We start from the raw sequence: 14,757 nt of genomic DNA, 5'->3' as shown, positions 1-14,757 counted from the left end.
TTACTGGAGCACGGCCAGCTGGTAGGCCGTGTACTTGCGAATGTTGATCACGCCGGTGTCGAAAATCAGGTACTGGCCCTTGATGCCCAGCAGCGTGCCTTCCACGACGGGATCCTTGTCGAGGTTGAAGCTGACGATCTTTTTCGGGTAGGCCTCGACCGGGTAGCGCATCTGCACCACCTCGGCGTCGGGCAGCGGCTGGATGGCCTGCAGGCCGAAGCGCTCCTGCAGCCCACGGATACCGTCTGCGCAGGCGTCGAAGATCTGCTCGCGGATGGCCGGCAGGTCGAGCACCTCGGCGTCGTCTTTGAGCAGCGCGCGCCAGTTGGTGCGGTCCGGCACCTGGCTGCGCAGCACATCCTCGACCAGCCCGGATTGCTGGCGGGTGGCCACGCGCATGATCGGCAGCGCCTGGCTGGCGCCCTGGTCGAGCCAGCGGGTGGGCAGCTGGGTGGCTCGGGTGATGCCGACCTTGATGCCCGACGAGTTGGCCAGGTACACCACGTGGTCGGTCATGCAGAACTGCTCGCCCCACGACGGCTCGCGGCAGGTGCCGGCATCGTAGTGGCAGCGTTCCGGGGCCATGATGCACACATCGCACTGGGCCAGCTTGGTCATGCACGGATAGCAGTAGCCCTGGCTGAAGCTGGTCTTGGTGCGTTTGCCGCAATGGCTGCAGTGGATCGCGCCGAGGTACTCCAGGCGTATCGACTGGCCGATCAGCGGGTTGACCGGCACCTCGGTGTCATCCAGGCGGAAACTGTATTGAACGACCGGTGCGTCCAGGCGCACCGCCATCTTGCTCAGAGAGCCACGAGCGAGTTCGATCAATGTACCGAGTCCGACTTGAAGAGGATGTTGGCGATCGGCGCCGACTTCGAGGCGCATTCCTGCGGGCCCATGTAGCCGGTGCGCTGCTCTTCGGGGAGGTTCTTCATTTCCCAGGCGATCACCGCCTGCAGCGACAGCTCCTTCTGCTCAGCGGTCAGCTTGCGGCCGTCGGACCATTTGCCGATCTCCACGGCCGTCTTCAGGCTCTCGTAGATCTCGGGGGTGATGTTTTCGATCATTTGCGCGAACGTGGACATGCTGTCTCCTCAGTCAGGCGGTCAGTTTACGCCTCGCCAGCGCGCCACCCAAGAGCCCCGTCAGGCATCCGATGAGCAACCCGCCGACATGGGCGGCGTTGGCGATCTGGCCGAAGCCGAGCTGGCCGACCACGCCGCTCAGGCAGATCACCAGCCAGATCAGCATCATCACCAGCACGCCCTTGGGCAGGTTGAACTGCGGGTTCGGCGCCAGCCACTGGTACAGCCAGACATGCCCGAGCAAGCCGTAGAGCACGCCAGACAGCCCGCCGAACAGGCTTGGCCCGCTGGTGAAATGCTGAGCCAGGTTGGACACCAGACTGAACAACAGTGTCAGCCCCAGCAACATCCACGGCCCCTGGCGCAGCTCAATGCGCTTGCCCAGCTCCCAGTACCACAGGCCGTTCATGGCCAGGTGCAGCACGCCGAAGTGCAGCAGCATCGGCGACACCAGGCGCCACCACTGGCCTTCGGCGAGGCCCTGGAGCAAGGGGGTGAAGTACAGGTAGTCGCCCTGCACCTTGAACGACAGGAAGGTGAACCAGCCGATGGTCGAGAGGTTGTCACCCAGGCCGGTCACCCCGGCGACCACCAGGCTCAGGATCAGTACCGCGGCGGTGACCTTGCAGGCCAGGGCCTGCTCCTTCAGCGAAGGCGCCGCCGGGGCGGTGGGCATGCCGGCGTCCACAGGTTCGGGCATGGCTTCAAGGTCGGCATTGCCCTCAGGGAAGCGTCGATAGAGTTCCAGTACTTCGTGGGCCATGGCCGGCGGCGCCCAGAGCACCTGTTCCTCGCCCTCCTCCACCACCCGGTGCGGCACCTGCAGACGACGCAGCAGGGCGACGAAACCGCTGAGATCGACCGCCAGCGGCAGGCGCAGCACTTCGACCACGTTCATTGGCTGGCCTGCGGGCGGTCGACATCGACCCAGACAAACTTGTGCGGGTCGATGCGGGTCTCGTCGTCCAGGCGGTAGGCCGCGAGCTTGCCGTAGAGCACGGCGCTGTAGTCCAGGCAGGCCAGGTTGTCGCGGATCGGCGCGGGCCGGCCACTGCGCCAGTAATGGCCGACGAACAGCAACGGTTCGTCCTCGGCATAGCGCAGCAGGGCGTTCTTCTGGCTGTGGCTGAGCGGCGTGCGGGCCACCTCGTCGGGTAGCGCATCGGGCTGGAAGACGATGTCGCCGTAGGTCTGCGGGTCCTCTTCCCAGAACTTGGTGCGGAAGAAGGCGCGGGTCAGGCCGTCGCCGCCGGTCAGGGTCAGGCCGTCCGGCAGGCGCATGTCGGTGCCGCGCAGCAGGCGGTTGCACACTGTCGAGGCGAAGCTGCCGGACACTGCCGAGGCCTGCACGAAGTGCTCGTCGATGCAGCCCGTGGGGTACTGCTGACGCAACGGCTCGATCAGCCGTGGGTCCCAGCAGGCATGCACAAGGCGGAAGCGGCCTGCGTCGACGAACAACGGCAGCTCATAGAACCACTGGATGAAATCGTGCCAGTCGCCGGGATGCTGGGCGAACTGGGTAAGGGTCTCGTCGATCAGCCGGGCATGGCGCGGGGTATGGTCGCGCACGAAGGCCTTGCCACTGCCCGGCAACGCCGGGGTGACCCAGCCCAGGGCGTTGTACTCATGGTTGCCCATGATGCAGAACGCCTGGCCGGCCTCGACCATGTCATGAACAATGTGCAGCGCCTCGCGGATGCGTGGCCCACGGTCGACGATGTCGCCCAGGAACAACGCCTGGCGCCGCGGATGCCGCCAGACCCCGCCGATGCGCTTGTAGCCGAGGGCGTCGAGCAAGCGTTCGAGGGTGAGCGCGCAACCGTGCACGTCACCGATGATGTCGAAACTGCGCGCCGGATCGAGCATCAGTCGTCCCTGCCGCCCAGGCGGCTGCCCCAGCCGAGCTTGGTGCGGCAGACCTCGTAGTAGTTGTGGTCCAGCGGGTGGATCAGGCGCAGCTTCTGCGGTTTCTTGCTCACGGTGATGGTGTCGCCCGGGGCGCAGGTGAAATGATTCTGGCCATCGCAGGAAACCTGCGGGTAGATCTGCAGGTCCTTGGACACGACGATCTTCAGCTCGCTGTTGCCGTCGACCACGATCGGCCGGCCGGACAACGTATGCGGGTACATCGGCACGATGACGATGGCATCCAGCTTGGGGTGCATGATCGGGCCGCCGGCGGACAGCGCGTAGGCGGTGGAGCCGGTCGGGGTGGCGACGATCAGGCCGTCGGCTTTCTGGCTGCAGACGAACTGGCCGTCGATGTAGATCTCGAACTCGATCATCCGCGTCGACTTGCCCGGGTGCAGCACCACGTCGTTGAGCGCGTCGCCCTGGCCGATGGCCTCGTTGTGACGACGCACCTCGGCCTGCAGCAGGAAACGGTTCTCCACCAGGTAATGGCCGTCGAGCACCTCGGCGACCTTCTCCTCCAGCTCGTCGGGGCGGATATCGGTGAGGAAACCCAGGTTGCCGCGGTTGATCCCCAGCACCGGGATATTGTGACGGGCCAGGGCACGGGCGGCGCCGAGCAGGCTGCCGTCGCCGCCAACCACGATGACCAGGTCGCAGACCTCGCCCAGCAGCTTGCGCGTGGAGGTCTGCAGGCCGTGGCCGGGCAGGACTTCGGCAATGGTGTCCTCGAGAATCACGTGCAGGTGGCGCTCGAGGAGGAATTTTTTCAGTCGGCGAATGGTGTCGAGCACCTGGGAGCTGCCAAGGCGTCCGATGATACCGATATTGCGAAATTGCTCCATGGTGCTCCTGCAAGGCTCTGCGGCGGGGTGACAATGCCGGGATTATGGGCGAAAGGACCGGCCAGCGGCAAACCGGCTATGCTCGCAGGATGACGCCCTTCGCCGATCTCGAGCCCCTGCCCCGCCAGCTGCGCCACCCTGCCGTGCGCGACCTGGCCTGGGCGCTGCTGTCGCCCCCGCTGCTGGCGCAGGCCGGCTGCCCCCAGCGCCACCCGCTGCAGGGCAGCGCCTGGGCCGATGATCCCCAGCGCCTGGGCCAATGGCTCGTGACGCTCGACCAGGAGCCTGCGCCGCTGCTGGACTGGCTGGCACGCCTGAACAGCCGGCGGCTGGGCCTGTACTACGAAAGCCTGTGGCAGTTCGCCCTGCAGCAGGCACCGGGTATCGAGCTGCTGGCGGCCAACCTGGCGATCCGCGACGGCGGGCACACCCTGGGCGAGCTGGACATTCTGCTGCGTGACCGCGAAGGCGATCATCATCTGGAGCTGGCCATCAAGCTCTACCTGGGACCGCCTAGCGGCGACGGTGGCGACCCAGGCCTCTGGCTCGGCCCCGGTTGCCATGATCGGCTGGGACGCAAGCTGGCACACCTGGTGCAGCACCAGCTGCCCATGTCGAGCGGACCGCAGAGTCACACTGTGCTGGCCGGATTGGGTCTGGACCGGGTGCAAGCCCACCTGTGGCTTGGCGGCTACCTGTTCTACCCACGGTCGGGGCACACCCGTCCACCTGACGGGGCCAACCCCCGGCACTTGCGCGGTGGCTGGCTGCGCCAATCTGAATGGAGCGAAGCCGATAACGGATGCTGGCAGCCCCTGCCACGCCAGGCATGGCTGGCGCCAGCGCGCTTTGAAGCACAGGCCTGCTGGAACGCAACGCGCTTCACCGCCTGGCGGCAAGGGCTGGAGCCCGATGCCCACGCACACTTGCTGTGCAGAGTGGAGGAACAGGCGGACGGAACGTGGGAAGAGGTCGAACGGATGTTCCTGGTGGCCGACAACTGGCCGCACCTCCCCCCACGCTGAAGCAGCACCCGCTGCCGATTCACCGGCGACGGGTGCTCAAGCGTCAGGACGCCTCGGCCACCGGCTCAGGCGCCGGGCAGTGGGCCTGGGCATCCTTCGGCCACAGCACCTGGCCCTTGCCATCGACCACCTGTTCCGCGCCACAGGGCAAACGGTTGGTGTCGAACACCACACTGCCATCCAGACGATACAGGGCGCGCAGCGTGCGCACGGCGTCATCGCCATTGCCCTCGACTCGATAGGCGAAGATCGCACCACGCGCCTCGTCGACTTCCAGGTCCTGCCATTTGGCGGGCACCAGCAGCTTGCCATCGATGTCGTACAGCGCGCGCAGGGTATCGGAATTGCTGCCCTCGGCAGCCAGCAGGTGGCGGCCATCGGCCAACAGCTTGAACGACACGAACTGTTCCGGCTTGACCAGCACTTTGCCCTGCTCGTCCATCAGGCCCACGGTATCGGTTTCACTCGGCATACCGAGGAGCATCACCGTCTTCTTCGGCGATTTCAGCTCGGTGAAGGCATAGCGCTTGGGCGCTACCACGCCGATCTGCTTGTATATGGGCTGGAACACGACCTTCCCCTGGTCCAGGTCGATGGTTCCGTAGGTTGCCAGGAACATGTTCTGCAGCTTGCCGATATGGTTGAAACCCGGGCGATGGCCACTCATGCCGAGCAGGCCGATACCCGCATCGCCGATCGAGTCGTACTCGGGCTCGATCAGCCATTTGCCGTCATGCCCGATCATCCCGGCCTTGCCGCGGTCTTCGCCGGTGCGCTGCAACTGCACCATGCCGCCAACCTTGCCGAACGTCTCGCAGTTCTGGTATTGCGCCTCGATGACGACCTTGCCTTGATAATCCAGGTAGCCACAAGGTTTGTCGTAACCATCCCTGAAGGCCACCAGACCACCGCCTGGCGTGCCCAGCCAACCCTTGTCGAGCGCAATCACCAGGTTGCCGGAGGCATCAGCCAGCCCCTTGCCCGCGCCGCCTTCGCGGGTGACCACCAGATATCCGTCAGCCGCGCTGACTATGGTGTCGAAGTCCAGCTTGCGCAACACCTTGGTCTGGAGGTTGTATCCCCAGCTCTCGCCTTGCCGCTCGGCCAGCACCCAGTTGCCACGCTTTGCGAAATCCTCGCGCACGTACAGCGAGTCGAACACCGCTTCGCTGACCTTCTCGCCCTGAGGCGTGAGGATGCCGCGCAGTTCGTCGATCTCATAGACGATGAAGTCGTTGTCACCTCCGACATAGACAGTGTCGAAGATGGCCGGCTGGACTTCCTTGCCCTGCTCATCCATCACTCCGACCTTGCCATTGCGGACGTAGCCGAACAGGCCAGGGGTCAAGGTGTAGAGCTCATCTGTGAGGTCGGCGCGAATCACCTGCTTGCCGTCACCACTTGCCAGGTGCCAGTAGTCGCCACGCCCGAAGATGAAGGCGTTGGTGAAGGCTTGGGTGTAGATCTGGGTGAACTCGCTGCCTGGGGCGACTCGAAATGCGCCGTTCTGGTCCAGCACCGCGCACTCGTCGTTCACGCACAGCGGAATGGTCAGGGCGGCAATCGGTGGAGTCTTGACCGCCGGGGCTTGCTCGCAGCCGGCGAGCAGCAGGGACAGGGCGCCAAACAGCGCTACCCGAGGGGTGGAGATGAGGCGTTTCATTGACACAGGATCCTTGTGCGATGGAGATCGGGTGCAGGCCCAAAGCCATTACCCAGGCCCGTTGTGTCGGCCGTGTTTGATAGATCTGAAGCAAACACATTTCCACGCCAGCGATTAGAGTTAGGGGCAGGCGCCATCAAGAGCGCCCCTTCCGACCTGATGACGAGGACCCACCATGGTTTCATCCACTCCTGCGGCCCACTACGCGCGCCTGTCGATCGCCCTGCACTGGCTGATGCTGGTGCTGCTGGCCGCCGTCTACGCCTGCATCGAGCTGCGCGGCCTGTTCCCCAAGGGCAGCGCCGAACGCGACCTGATGAAAGACCTGCACTTCATGCTCGGGCTGACGGTGTTCGTGCTGGTCTGGCTGCGCCTGGCCCTGCGCCTGTCGCGCCCCACGCCGCCGATCGTGCCCAAGCCACCAGCCTGGCAGACCGGCCTGTCGCACCTGGTGCACCTGCTGCTGTACCTGATGATGATCGGCCTGCCGCTGGCCGGCTGGGCAATCCTCAGCGCCGCCGACAAGCCGATCCCGTTCTATGGCCTGGATCTGCCGGCCATCGTCGCCCCGGATCCGGACCTGAGCAAGTTCATCAAGGGCTGGCATGAACGCATCGGCAGCTGGGGGTACTGGCTGATCGGCCTGCACGCACTGGCCGGGCTTTATCATCACTACGTGCGGCGTGACAACACCCTGCTGCGCATGCTGCCCTACAAGTAACCGCGTCGTCCCTGCAGGCCTCCGGTATGCAGGAATACCAGGCGGGTGCCGGGAGCGAAATGCCCGGCCTCGACCCGGTCGCGCAGGGCCAGCAGGGCCTTGCCGGTGTAGAGCGCCTCCAGCGGCATGCCGGTTTGCCGTTCGGTGTCGGCGATGAACGCCAGCAGTGCGTCGTCGATACGGGCAAAGCCGCCACGGCTGGCGTCGTGCAATTGGTAGCCGTGCACGCCCGCCAGCGCTGCGACGGTTTCCGGTACACCGTGGTCAAGGGGCACGGCCAGGGCGCCATGGACCACATGTCTGCCCGCCTCCTCCAGCACCATTCCGGCCAAGGTCGTGCCGGTGCCTGCCGCCAGCCACCAGGCGTCGTAGTCCGTCCAGCCGAGCGTTGCCAACTGCGCCCGGCATTGCGCGACGATCAAGCCGCAGCCCTGCGCGCCAGCTTGGCCGCCACCGCCTTCAGGGATGCAGTGCCAATCCGGGTAGCGGGCCTGCCAGGGCTCCCAGAAACCGGGTTCATGGCGACTGCGGTAGCCGCCGAAACCGAGCCAAAACAGCTCCATGCCCAGGGCTCGCAGGTCTCGCACCGTCGGTGTGTCCTGGGGGGGGCCACGCAATAGCCCGACAGTGGCGAAGCCGAAGCGCTTGCCAGCCGCCGCCAGGGCATGAAGATGGTTGGAATGGTTACCCCCCAGGCTGATCAGGCCCGGTGCATCGGCCTTGCGAGCCTGGAGCAGGTGATGACGCAGCTTGAACCATTTGTTGCCGCTGATCAGCGGGTCGATCAGGTCCAGGCGCAGGACCGCAGCTTCGATTCCCGCGTGGCGTAACCAAGATAGGTCGAGGCGTTGCAGGGGGGCTTGGGGGAGAGAAAAATCAGACATGGAGGCAGTTTATCTGATTGCCCAGATACAAATGTGCTGCTCGTTGCCGTTGCCGTTGCCGTTGCCGTTGCCGTTGCCGTTGCCGTTGCCGTTGCCGTTGCCGTTGCCGTTGCCGTTGCCGTTGCCGTTGCCGATCAGGAGTCTAGCGCCATACCCCGCTAGCGACAGCTGCGTCAGCCCAGGCGCCGCCCGTAACTTCGCGACTTCAGGAGGCCGAACGCAGGTCTTGCGGAGGGAGGTGACGGGCATGGATGCCCGTCAAGCGCTGCGCCCCAGGATGGGGCGTTCAGCGCGGTCCTCCCGGGAGCAAGGCCGGAGTGAGGGGACCCGGAGCGAAGCGGAGGGCCGGATGAATGGAGCGCCACGGCTTTGCTTACTTTGGCCGCGGACGGCGAGTTACGACCAAAGTAAGCCGCCGTAAGGGCGGAAAGGTGACTGTGCGTCGACATCGCAAATGAATGAACTTATATCTATCAAAACCGATGCCGATTGATTTTGACTTTGACTTTGACTTACACAGCGTGTGTTTTAAAAGTTATATGCGCATTCATTCGCCATGTCGACGCACACTCACCTTTTCGCCTTTACGGCGACCTCCTTTTCTCTTGGGAAAAGGAGGCAAAACCGTTCGGCTCCGTTCATACGGCCCCTACGCTTCGCTCCGGGGTCCCCTCACTCCGGGCTCGCTCCGGGAGGACGCGCCGACGGGCCATCCATGGCCTGATCGGCGCTTGACGGGCATCCATGCCCGTCACCTCCCTGCGCAAGCCCTCCGTTCGGCCTCCTGAAGTCGCAATTTGTGTCGCCTGAACTATCGCGCACTTAGAAGCAAAAGCAGAGCAAGAGCAAGAGCAAGAGCAAGAGCAAGAGCAAGAGCAAGAGCAAGAGCAAGAGCAAGAGCAAGAGCAAGAGCAAGAGCAAGATACATGGAGTATATGAAGACTACTCGCAGTGCTTCTTCAGTTACAACTACTCGCTGACAAGCCAACTCCCAAAGGAAAGGTGTATCACCACCTCACCTGTGAAAGTTGGCTCATCACCTGTTCAAACAATTACAACTCGGCCGCCAATCTCGACCCTTGGTTAATCGCCCGCTTGGCATCAAGCTCAGCCGCCACATCAGCGCCACCGATCAAGTGCACCGATTGCCCGGCCGCCACAAGGCCATCATGCAACTCGCGCAGCGGCTCCTGCCCCGCGCAGACAACGATGTTGTCCACCGCCAGCACCTGCGGCTCGCCCTCGCCGATGCGCACATGCAGGCCGGCATCGTCGACGCCCAGGTACTCGACGCTGTTGAGCATCTGCACCTGCTTGTTCTTCAGCCCCGTGCGGTGGATCCAGCCGGTGGTCTTGCCCAGGCCGTCGCCAACCTTGGTCTTCTTGCGTTGCAGCAGATAGACCTGGCGCGCCGGCGCATGAGGCTCTGCCTTCACCCCGGCCACACCACCACGGGCCTCCAGCTGCGTATCAATGCCCCATTCCTTCCAGAACGCCTCACGGTCCTGGCTGGTGGCCACGCCCTTGTGCACCAGGTACTCGGACACATCGAAACCGATACCACCAGCACCGATCACCGCCACCCGCTCGCCCACCGGCTTGCGCTCGAGCAGCACGTCCAGGTAGTTCAGCACCTTGGCATTGTCGATGCCGGGAATGGCCGGCGTGCGCGGGGCGATGCCGGTGGCCAGAATGACCTCGTCGAACTCGCCGGCCACCAGCGCAGCTACATCAACACGAGTGTTCAGGCGCAGCTCGACACCAGTGGACTTCACCTTGTTGCGGAAGTAACGCAAGGTCTCGTAGAACTCCTCCTTGCCCGGCACGCGTTTGGCCACGTTGAATTGCCCACCGATCTCGCCGGCAGCATCGAACAGCGTTACGGCATGACCGCGCTCGGCGGCCACGGTGGCCGCTGCCAGGCCCGCAGGACCTGCGCCGACCACAGCAATGCGCTTCACCGCCCGTACCGGCAGGTAGTTGAGCTCCGTCTCATGGCAGGCACGCGGGTTGACCAGGCAGCTGGTCAGCTTGCCGCCGAAAGTGTGGTCCAGGCACGCCTGGTTGCAGCCGATGCAGGTGTTGATCTCGTCGCCACGGCCTTCGGCGGCCTTGTTGACGAAATCGGGGTCGGCCAGGAACGGCCGGGCCATGGAGACCATGTCGGCATCGCCCTCGGCCAGAACGGCCTCGGCCACTTCCGGGGTATTGATGCGGTTGGTGGTGATCAGCGGTATCTTCACCGCGCCGCGCAGCTTGGCGGTGACCTTGCTGAACGCCGCGCGTGGCACCTTGGTGGCGATGGTCGGGATGCGCGCCTCGTGCCAGCCGATACCTGTGTTGATCAGCGTGGCGCCGGCCTGCTCGATGGCCTTGGCCAGCAGTTCGATCTCGTCCCAGGTGCTACCGCCCTCGACCAGGTCGAGCATCGACAAGCGGAAGATGATGATGAAGTTCGGCCCCACCGCCTCGCGCACCCGCTGCACGATTTCCACGGCCAGGCGCATGCGGTTCTCATAGCTGCCGCCCCAGCGGTCGGTGCGGTGGTTGGTGTGGGCGGCGAGGAACTGGTTGATGAAGTAGCCTTCCGAACCCATGATCTCGACGCCGTCGTAGCCGGCGCGCTGGGCCAGGCTTGCGCAAGTGACGAAATCGCGGATCTGCTTCTCGATGCCCTCCTCGTCCAGCTCCTTGGGCTTGAACGGGTTGATCGGTGCCTGGATGGCGCTGGGCGCCACCTGTTTCGGACTGTAGGCATAGCGCCCGGCGTGGAGGATCTGCAGGCAGATCTTGCCACCGGCGGCATGCACGGCCTCGGTGACGACCTGGTGCTTGGCAGCCTCTTCCTCGGTGCTGAGCTTGGCCGCGCCGGAGTACACGCCGCCTTCATCGTTGGGCGCGATGCCGCCGGTGACCATCAGGCCGACACCACCACGGGCACGCTCGGCGAAGTACGCGGCCATGCGTTCGAAGCCGCCGGGGCGCTCTTCAAGGCCTGTGTGCATCGACCCCATCAGGGTGCGGTTGCGCAAGGTGGTGAAGCCCAGGTCGAGGGGGGCCAGCAGGTGCGGGTAACGGTCGGTAGCCATGGATGGACTCCACAGGTGGCATGATCACGGAATGCGGGCGCCTCTGCCGCTGGCTACACCAGCTCGCGGGGCCCGTCGGTTGTCTGAGGCCGACATTAAACAGGCGTTTGAACACGCTCAATGATCGAAACTGACAACTTATTGATCCTGCTGCACAGCAGGTCTACCCTAAGGCACCTCTACCGCACAACGCTGGACCGTTCCATGCGCAAACTGCTAGCCGGCGCCCTGGCGCTGGTCACCCTCGCCGCCCTCTGTGGCTACGGCTTCTGGACCCTGCAGCGTCCAGAAGGCCATTACCTGTCCGACCTGCGCATCGAGCTGGCCCTCAACCAGGGCGTGCCAGGCGAGCACGGCAACCTGCTGGGGGTCGAGCCGCTGTTGTATCCGGGCGACTACCAGAACCTGACGCGCCTGCACCGCAAGCTCTCGGCCTACCTGGAGCAGGCCCGTGCCCAAGGGCTGGTCAACCCGCGCACCGTGGTGGTACTGCCCGAGCATATCGGCACCTGGCTGTGGGCTCGTGGCGAAAAGCGCGAGCTGTACCAGGTGACCCAGCGCAGCGAGGCCTGGCAGTGGCTGGAGTTGAGCAACCCGCTGCGCTACGGCCTGGCGATGCTCGCCGCCAGCGGCGACGACCGCCGCTCGGACGCCCACCTGCGCATGAAGGCCGCGCAGATGGCTGCCGACTACCAGCAGCTGTTCGGCAACCTGGCCCGCGAGTTCGGCGTCACCCTGGTGGCCGGCTCCATCGTCCTGCCCGCGCCCTACGTCGAGAACGGCGTGCTGCGCACCGGCAACGGCCCGCTTTACAACAGCAGCCTGGTGTTCGCCAGCGACGGTTCGGTGCTCGGCCAGCCTCAGCACCAGCAGTACCCCGACAGCGAAAGCCGGCGCTACATCCAAGGTGGCCAGCAACACCCCCTGCAAGTGCTGGAGACCCCCGCCGGGCGTCTGGGCGTGCTGATCGGCAGCGACAGCTGGTACCCGGCCAACCATCAGCAACTGGCCGCGCAATCGGTGCAAGTGATCGCCAACCCGGTTTTCCTGAGCGGCAAGCACAGCTGGCAGGCGCCCTGGCGTGGCAATCGCCACCAGGCGCAGGCCGCCGACCTGCCGCTGCGACGCGGCGAGGTCAGTGAGCAACGCGCCTGGCAGCAACTACCGCTGGCCGCCAATGACAGCACCCCGAGCATGAGCGTGTTCATGCGTGGCCAGTTCTGGGAGCTGGGTAGCGACGGCCAGGGCTTTGCCAGCCAAAGCGGCACACTGTGGGTCGGCAACGACAGCCACGGTGCGCGCCTGCTCAACCTGTGGCTGTGACGCCATGCCCCGCCCCCGCGTGCGCCTGGGTGATCTGTCAGTAGGTTTCGTCCAGCCCCTGGCCGAAGCACTGGCCATGCTCGGCCACGACCCGCAGCCGCTGCTGCTGCGCTACGGCCTCGACGCCAGGCGCCTGGCCGAGCCAGGCGCGCGCCTATCGATTCCGCGCTACATGCACCTGGGCCATGCGGCGATCGCCTTGTCCGCCGAACCGGCCCTGGGCCTGCACATGGGGCGCCTGAGCCGCCTGGCCCAGGCAGGGCTGGCCGGGGTGACTGCCGCGCAGGCACCCACCCTCGGCGAAGCCGCCCGCACCCTGCTGCGCTTCGAACCGTTGTATGCCGCCAACTACCGGGGCCGTTCGAGTTTCCACGAAGACACCCAGGGCGCTTGGTTGAGGTTCTATTCCATCAGCCCCTACAACAGCTACAACCACTTCGTGGTCGACTCGATGCTCGCGGGCTGGCTGGCGCAGCTCGGCGCCCTCACCGCCAGGCCGGTGCAAGCCGAACGTCTTGAGATCGAATTCGACACTCCCGCCTACGCCGCGCAATACCAAGGCCTGTGTACGGGCACCGTGCATTTCGGTGGCACCGCCAACCAACTGCGCCTGAGCCGGGCCACCCTGGACCTGCCGAACCTGCAGCACTGCCCCAGTACCTGGCAGCACTTGCTGCAGCTGTGCGAAACGGAACTGGCCCAGCGCACCCGTGTGCGCAGCCTGGGCGAGCGCATCACCCATCTGCTGGGCCCACTGCTCAATGGCGGGCACGAACCGGACCTGGAGGAAGTGGCGCGGCACCTGCAGCTGCCAACCTGGACGTTGCGCCGCAAGCTGGCCGAGGAAGGCACGCGCTTTCGCAACCTGCTCAACGACACACGGCGTGACCTGGCCGAGACCTATATTCGCGATACGGAACTGGCCTTCGGCGAGATCGCCTATCTGCTGGGATTCGCCTCGGCAGAGGCGTTCCAGCGCGCGTTCAAGCGCTGGACGGGGCTGACCCCGGGGGAGTTTCGCCGCCATCAGCGGCAAGTCGGTTAGAGCTCGGTGGCGTCGTCGGCCGGCTCCGGCAGGTCCAGCTCATAGGCCTGGAACTCGAGCAGTTCTTCCTGGTAATCGTCCATCTTCACGCCCCTCATTCGTCGTTCTTCTGTCATTGCGCCAACCTAAGCCAGCGTAATGACAGAATGATTACAGCCCTATGAACGATAAACGTAGCAGGCACCCAGGAAGTTATCGACGAGTCAGAGTGGCGCCGGCGCCTGCTCTGCCGCCGGAGCTTCCTGCTGAACCTGGATCGGCGCTGGCTCGACAGGCGGCGCGATGGGTTGCGAACCCTTGCTGTCATCCACCACCGGCGCGGCCGGGGCCTCGCTGGACGGCACGGGAGGCGCTGGAGTGGCAACGGGCGCAGGCGCTGCGGCAGGGGGGGCAGCAACCGGTGTCGATACCGGGGCCGGTGTCTCTGCCACGCTTTCGGCTACCGGGGTGACGGGCTGCGGTACGGGCGCCAGGGCAGCGGGCGCAGGCTCCGGCAGGCCCAGGTCGGCGGCAGGTTTCTCCACCTTCGGCTCGGCGGCGGGTTCGGACTTCTCCGGCTTCTTCGGTTTCGGCAGGTAGCTTTCCACCAGGGCGAAGTAACGATCGTAGAACTGCGCGGCGGTGACCGTCTCGCTGGCCACCTTGACCATGGAGTCGTCGGTGGAGCCGATCGGCATCGACACCGAACCCAGCACGCCAACGCCAAGGCTGGCGGAAGTGTTGGACTTCTTCAGGGCGTAGCGATCCTGCAGGGCGTTGGCGAACATGGTCGAGCGCTGCTTGTCGCTCATGTCCGGCACGCAGGTGATGTTGAAGCTGATCTGCAGGTGATTCTCGGCGTTCTGCTGGAAGCTCTTGTTGCCGGCGACCTGGTTGGCATCGCTGCTGGTGATGATGTAGCCCTGGCTGAGCAGCGCACGCCGCGCCGCCTCGCAGGAGCCGGCCTCGCTGCTGGCGAAGGTGCGGGAAAAGGTGCCCGAGTCATCGAAGTTCTCGTGCTCGTAGACGGCGGCCTTTTTCGAGGAACAGCCGGACACGCCCGCCAGCACGAGGGCCAGCCCGAGCGCGCCATAGACGGTTGATCTAGACATTGCCAATTCCGGGAAGAAACGAATGGGGCGTATTGTGCATCACATCGATCAGCGGCTGAAACCTTTGATCGG

The 14,757-nt window shown here is 65.1% G+C and carries 14 protein-coding genes; 4 read left to right on the top strand and 10 right to left on the bottom strand.

What is annotated here, in order from left to right; all coding sequences use genetic code 11:
- The 5 genes from LOY42_RS08150 to LOY42_RS08130 are packed head-to-tail and all read right to left on the bottom strand — an operon-like array spanning window position 1 to window position 3,844.
- Window positions 1–831, bottom strand: a complete 831-nt coding sequence (locus tag LOY42_RS08150) for a DUF2797 domain-containing protein (protein ID WP_258600221.1) — start codon at window positions 829–831, stop codon at window positions 1–3.
- A complete protein-coding gene (locus LOY42_RS08145) occupies window positions 828–1,088 on the bottom strand; it encodes a YeaC family protein (protein WP_011532970.1) in 261 nt (86 codons plus the stop codon). The genes LOY42_RS08150 and LOY42_RS08145 overlap by 4 nt, the downstream gene beginning before the upstream one ends.
- A 13-nt stretch (window positions 1,089–1,101) precedes the next feature.
- Window positions 1,102–1,986, bottom strand: coding sequence for a rhomboid family intramembrane serine protease (locus LOY42_RS08140; protein ID WP_102685347.1), 885 nt, complete (start codon window positions 1,984–1,986; stop codon window positions 1,102–1,104).
- Window positions 1,983–2,954: a metallophosphoesterase gene (locus LOY42_RS08135; protein ID WP_102685346.1), complete on the bottom strand. Its 972-nt coding sequence runs from the start codon at window positions 2,952–2,954 to the stop codon at window positions 1,983–1,985. Before LOY42_RS08135 ends, LOY42_RS08140 begins: the two co-directional genes overlap by 4 nt.
- Window positions 2,954–3,844 (bottom strand): NAD(+) kinase, encoded by an 891-nt coding sequence (locus LOY42_RS08130; protein WP_011532967.1) that lies wholly within the window; start codon window positions 3,842–3,844, stop codon window positions 2,954–2,956. The genes LOY42_RS08135 and LOY42_RS08130 overlap by 1 nt, the downstream gene beginning before the upstream one ends.
- A gap of 44 nt (window positions 3,845–3,888) precedes the next feature.
- On the opposite strand from LOY42_RS08130, the gene LOY42_RS08125 reads away from it, so the two are divergent.
- Window positions 3,889–4,869 (top strand): DUF1853 family protein, encoded by a 981-nt coding sequence (locus LOY42_RS08125; protein WP_139669668.1) that lies wholly within the window; start codon window positions 3,889–3,891, stop codon window positions 4,867–4,869.
- Between the two features lie 43 nt (window positions 4,870–4,912).
- Here the strand turns inward: LOY42_RS08125 and LOY42_RS08120 are convergent, their stop codons facing one another.
- Entirely contained in the window at window positions 4,913–6,532 is a 1,620-nt protein-coding gene (locus LOY42_RS08120; RefSeq protein ID WP_139669666.1) for a WG repeat-containing protein, read from the bottom strand.
- Window positions 6,533–6,707: 175 nt separating this feature from the next.
- Between LOY42_RS08120 and LOY42_RS08115 the strand changes: the two genes are divergently transcribed.
- A complete protein-coding gene (locus tag LOY42_RS08115; protein WP_110704469.1) occupies window positions 6,708–7,253 on the top strand; it encodes a cytochrome b in 546 nt (181 codons plus the stop codon).
- Here LOY42_RS08115 and LOY42_RS08110 read toward each other — a convergent pair.
- From LOY42_RS08110 to LOY42_RS08100, 3 genes are all read right to left on the bottom strand, one after another.
- On the bottom strand, window positions 7,244–8,137 hold the full coding sequence (locus LOY42_RS08110) for a 1-aminocyclopropane-1-carboxylate deaminase/D-cysteine desulfhydrase (protein ID WP_258600217.1): 894 nt from the start codon (window positions 8,135–8,137) through the stop codon (window positions 7,244–7,246). The genes LOY42_RS08115 and LOY42_RS08110 overlap by 10 nt on opposite strands.
- Before the next feature lie 9 nt (window positions 8,138–8,146).
- Window positions 8,147–8,386, bottom strand: a complete 240-nt coding sequence (locus LOY42_RS08105; RefSeq protein WP_258600215.1) for a hypothetical protein — start codon at window positions 8,384–8,386, stop codon at window positions 8,147–8,149.
- 803 nt (window positions 8,387–9,189) lie between these two features.
- Window positions 9,190–11,226, bottom strand: a complete 2,037-nt coding sequence (locus LOY42_RS08100) for an NADPH-dependent 2,4-dienoyl-CoA reductase (protein WP_258600213.1) — start codon at window positions 11,224–11,226, stop codon at window positions 9,190–9,192.
- 204 nt (window positions 11,227–11,430) lie between these two features.
- Here LOY42_RS08100 and LOY42_RS08095 point away from each other — a divergent pair, with 204 nt between their 5' ends.
- Both LOY42_RS08095 and LOY42_RS08090 read left to right on the top strand, forming a co-directional pair.
- Window positions 11,431–12,549, top strand: coding sequence for a carbon-nitrogen hydrolase family protein (locus LOY42_RS08095; protein ID WP_110704572.1), 1,119 nt, complete (start codon window positions 11,431–11,433; stop codon window positions 12,547–12,549).
- A gap of 4 nt (window positions 12,550–12,553) precedes the next feature.
- On the top strand, window positions 12,554–13,594 hold the full coding sequence (locus LOY42_RS08090) for an AraC family transcriptional regulator (protein WP_139669660.1): 1,041 nt from the start codon (window positions 12,554–12,556) through the stop codon (window positions 13,592–13,594).
- Between the two features lie 203 nt (window positions 13,595–13,797).
- Here LOY42_RS08090 and LOY42_RS08085 read toward each other — a convergent pair whose 3' ends face one another.
- The gene (locus tag LOY42_RS08085; RefSeq protein ID WP_139669658.1) at window positions 13,798–14,685 is read right to left on the bottom strand and encodes a DUF2242 domain-containing protein; all 888 of its coding nucleotides are present in this window, start codon (window positions 14,683–14,685) and stop codon (window positions 13,798–13,800) included.
- Window positions 14,686–14,757 lie beyond the last annotated feature (72 nt).

Source organism: Pseudomonas sp. B21-023, assembly GCF_024749165.1.
In the GTDB taxonomy this organism is placed as follows: Bacteria; Pseudomonadota; Gammaproteobacteria; order Pseudomonadales; family Pseudomonadaceae; genus Aquipseudomonas.
This window is presented reverse-complemented; position numbering and strand designations above follow the sequence as displayed.